Consider the following 2,274-nt stretch of genomic DNA (forward strand, 5'->3'; position numbering starts at 1 on the left):
TTTACCCGCGTCGGCTATCGACCGATTAAAGGCAACCACGACACCCCCGCTATCAACATCGCCGGGCAGTGGCTCAAGGACGCCGGATTTTCCACCGGGCAACCGCTCAGGCTGCGCATCATGCCCGGCTGCATTGTGATTACCACGCAGGATATCCACGAACTCTGGGGCAACCTGCAAGCCCTCAGCATCGCCCCATTCGATGAACGTGCGGCAACCCAGTGGCTGAACCGCTTTCCCGGTGGGTTAAACGTGGAGAGCGCACGATGAGCATCAAGACCGCTTTCCACCACGGTGAACTGCCGGAGCTGACGTTAACGGGCGACGAACTGGCACTGGCAGGTTTTACCGCCAATACGTTGTTCCGTATCCAGCTTTACCGCAACGGGCTGATGCTGACGCGACTGGATGAGGATACCGATATCGCCGCGCTGATGGCTGAACTCGACGGCAACGAGACGGAAGGCGCGGATTGGGTCAGTGACAATGGCGAACTGACACTGGCGGGCGACTGGCTTACCCAAAGCGGGTTACTCGACCAGTTGTTAATGATTGAAGTGCTGCCCGGTAAGATAACGATTCGGGCTGAGGTGGGGACGATGCTGGCGTAATAACACAAGCCGCTAAAAATAAAAAGCCGGAAGGATCGTTAGATCGCTTCCGGCTTTTTATTACTTAACAACCCAAGATATATTTTCTAAACACTTAACTGGACAAGATACGTATTTTTCATAACCAACAAAAGAGGCAAGATATTTAAAATCATTTTTCTTACCATAAAAAAATGAGTAACACTCTGATGACCACTTCATTAAATCACAAAAATCGCTAGGAGGAACATAATAACCATATTGAACAGCTAGTACTTCATGCATATCCTGTATAGATAAACGGCATATATTTAAATCTTCATTTAAATATATTGGTGATGACTGCACCACATCAGTTTCTATATATACTGTCAACTCATCATCATCTGACGTTATTAAATTAACAGTTAACCTTTGTTCACTAAAGGTCCACCCTTTCAAAAAAGCCTCTGACGCAATCTTAAACAACTCATCATTTTCATTTGAGAGCGTTTGAAAAGTCATCCCATTGCCCCCTGTTAATTATTTTATCTCTTAAGAAAAGATGCCCTTTTTCCCCATTAATATTAATATTCAAATGAGGATATGTTGACTTGCCAACACCTTTTCCCCAATCATTATGCCCCCAATAAACTGAGTCACCTGATTTATTCTGCCAACCTATCCATTTTCCATTACTATCATACATCCTTGTTTTTCCTGGACCCAATTTCTCTGCCGCCCAATTTTTTGCATCATTTGAGTTCTCAAATAACGTGTCTACTTTCACGTTACCTTTTTTAGATACAGTTCTTTCAATTTCAACGCCATTTTTACCAAGCGGAGAATCTTTTAAAGGACATCCCGCTTTAGTCAGCCCCAGCGGATCAACCCACTCCAACGGATTATGAACATAGGCTTGAGGTCTCAGGCCACCCAGCAGCCCTATCGGGTCATAGGGACGATCCTGACACGGTCGTACTTTTTAGCGCACTTAACCCATTGAAGCAACACCCTTTTCAGACAGCATTTTCGGGCTATTTAACACCACCTTAACCCGAACACCCCGACGCGCACTTTACCCCCCGGACACGCTACCGCCACGCTGTGACTGCCCTGTCTGCATAAGCCACATCATAGCAGCGGCGGCAGCCGCTGCCATTAGTCGTTGTGTTAATGAACCGGGTTTTAGCGCGGCGCGAGCCGTTCCGCAGCTTGCTGTGGGACGGTGAAGCGTCTGCCGGGTGCGGGCTGGCGAAGCCCGCAAGAGAAGACGTTAAGCAGGGAGGCCCCCCGGCGGGGGCCGCACGGGGCGGAGATGGCGAGCACGGGAACGAGCAAGGAGCAACGCGACTGCGAGCCGGGCGCAGCCAGTGCAGCGGGGTTGGGGCGGGGGCGAGGTGACGCCGTTAAGCGCCGTGACGAAGGAACGGCTTCTGCTTTGGGGTTGACGTTGGCCGAGGATTAGCACTGGCACTTCCGCCGCCAGGGACGGCGGCCACACCGTCAGAGCCAGGGAAGCACGCCGATGTCCGCAGCATAGGGCGAAGCCCTGTGCGCCACTCCGCGCCCAAGCGCCGAACCCCGGCGGCCAGCCGCACACCGATGCCGAAGCAGCCCGCAGCGCGCCCTTACCCTGCCCGGCGCCGACATAATGTGTGTTGCGCGCAGGTTGCGTTCAGCAACTTTCGCGTAATGCCACATT

The 2,274-nt window shown here is 51.6% G+C and carries 4 protein-coding genes and 1 pseudogene; 3 read left to right on the forward strand and 2 right to left on the reverse strand.

The window, feature by feature from the left end:
• Both OI69_RS18420 and OI69_RS18425 read left to right on the forward strand, forming a co-directional pair.
• Positions 1-270 (forward strand): SymE family type I addiction module toxin (locus OI69_RS18420; RefSeq protein WP_039353995.1); only part of this gene is annotated, 270 nt, incomplete at its 5' end.
• On the forward strand, positions 267-611 hold the full coding sequence (locus OI69_RS18425; RefSeq protein ID WP_039353999.1) for a SymE family type I addiction module toxin: 345 nt from the start codon (positions 267-269) through the stop codon (positions 609-611). The genes OI69_RS18420 and OI69_RS18425, both read left to right, overlap by 4 nt.
• A gap of 60 nt (positions 612-671) precedes the next feature.
• Here the strand turns inward: OI69_RS18425 and OI69_RS18430 are convergent, their stop codons facing one another.
• Positions 672-1,094: a hypothetical protein gene (locus OI69_RS18430; RefSeq protein ID WP_039354002.1), complete on the reverse strand. Its 423-nt coding sequence runs from the start codon at positions 1,092-1,094 to the stop codon at positions 672-674.
• Positions 1,069-1,524 (reverse strand): annotated as a pseudogene (locus OI69_RS18435) (hypothetical protein); the annotation flags it as partial. The pseudogene OI69_RS18435 and the gene OI69_RS18430, both read right to left, overlap by 26 nt.
• A 363-nt stretch (positions 1,525-1,887) precedes the next feature.
• On the opposite strand from OI69_RS18435, the gene OI69_RS19950 reads away from it, so the two are divergent.
• On the forward strand, positions 1,888-2,037 hold the full coding sequence (locus OI69_RS19950; RefSeq protein ID WP_200886937.1) for a hypothetical protein: 150 nt from the start codon (positions 1,888-1,890) through the stop codon (positions 2,035-2,037).
• Positions 2,038-2,274: the final 237 nt, after the last annotated feature.

It is taken from the genome of Pectobacterium fontis, from assembly GCF_000803215.1.
In the GTDB taxonomy this organism is placed as follows: domain Bacteria; phylum Pseudomonadota; class Gammaproteobacteria; order Enterobacterales; family Enterobacteriaceae; genus Pectobacterium; species Pectobacterium fontis.

Excerpts from the sequence above, each read along its gene's own strand:
- OI69_RS18425 (WP_039353999.1), top strand. The coding sequence starts at position 267 with ATGAGCATCAAGACCGCTTTCCACCACGGTGAACTGCCGGAGCTGACG.
- OI69_RS18430 (WP_039354002.1), bottom strand. The coding sequence starts at position 1,094 with ATGACTTTTCAAACGCTCTCAAATGAAAATGATGAGTTGTTTAAGATT.
- OI69_RS19950 (WP_200886937.1), top strand. The coding sequence starts at position 1,888 with ATGGCGAGCACGGGAACGAGCAAGGAGCAACGCGACTGCGAGCCGGGC.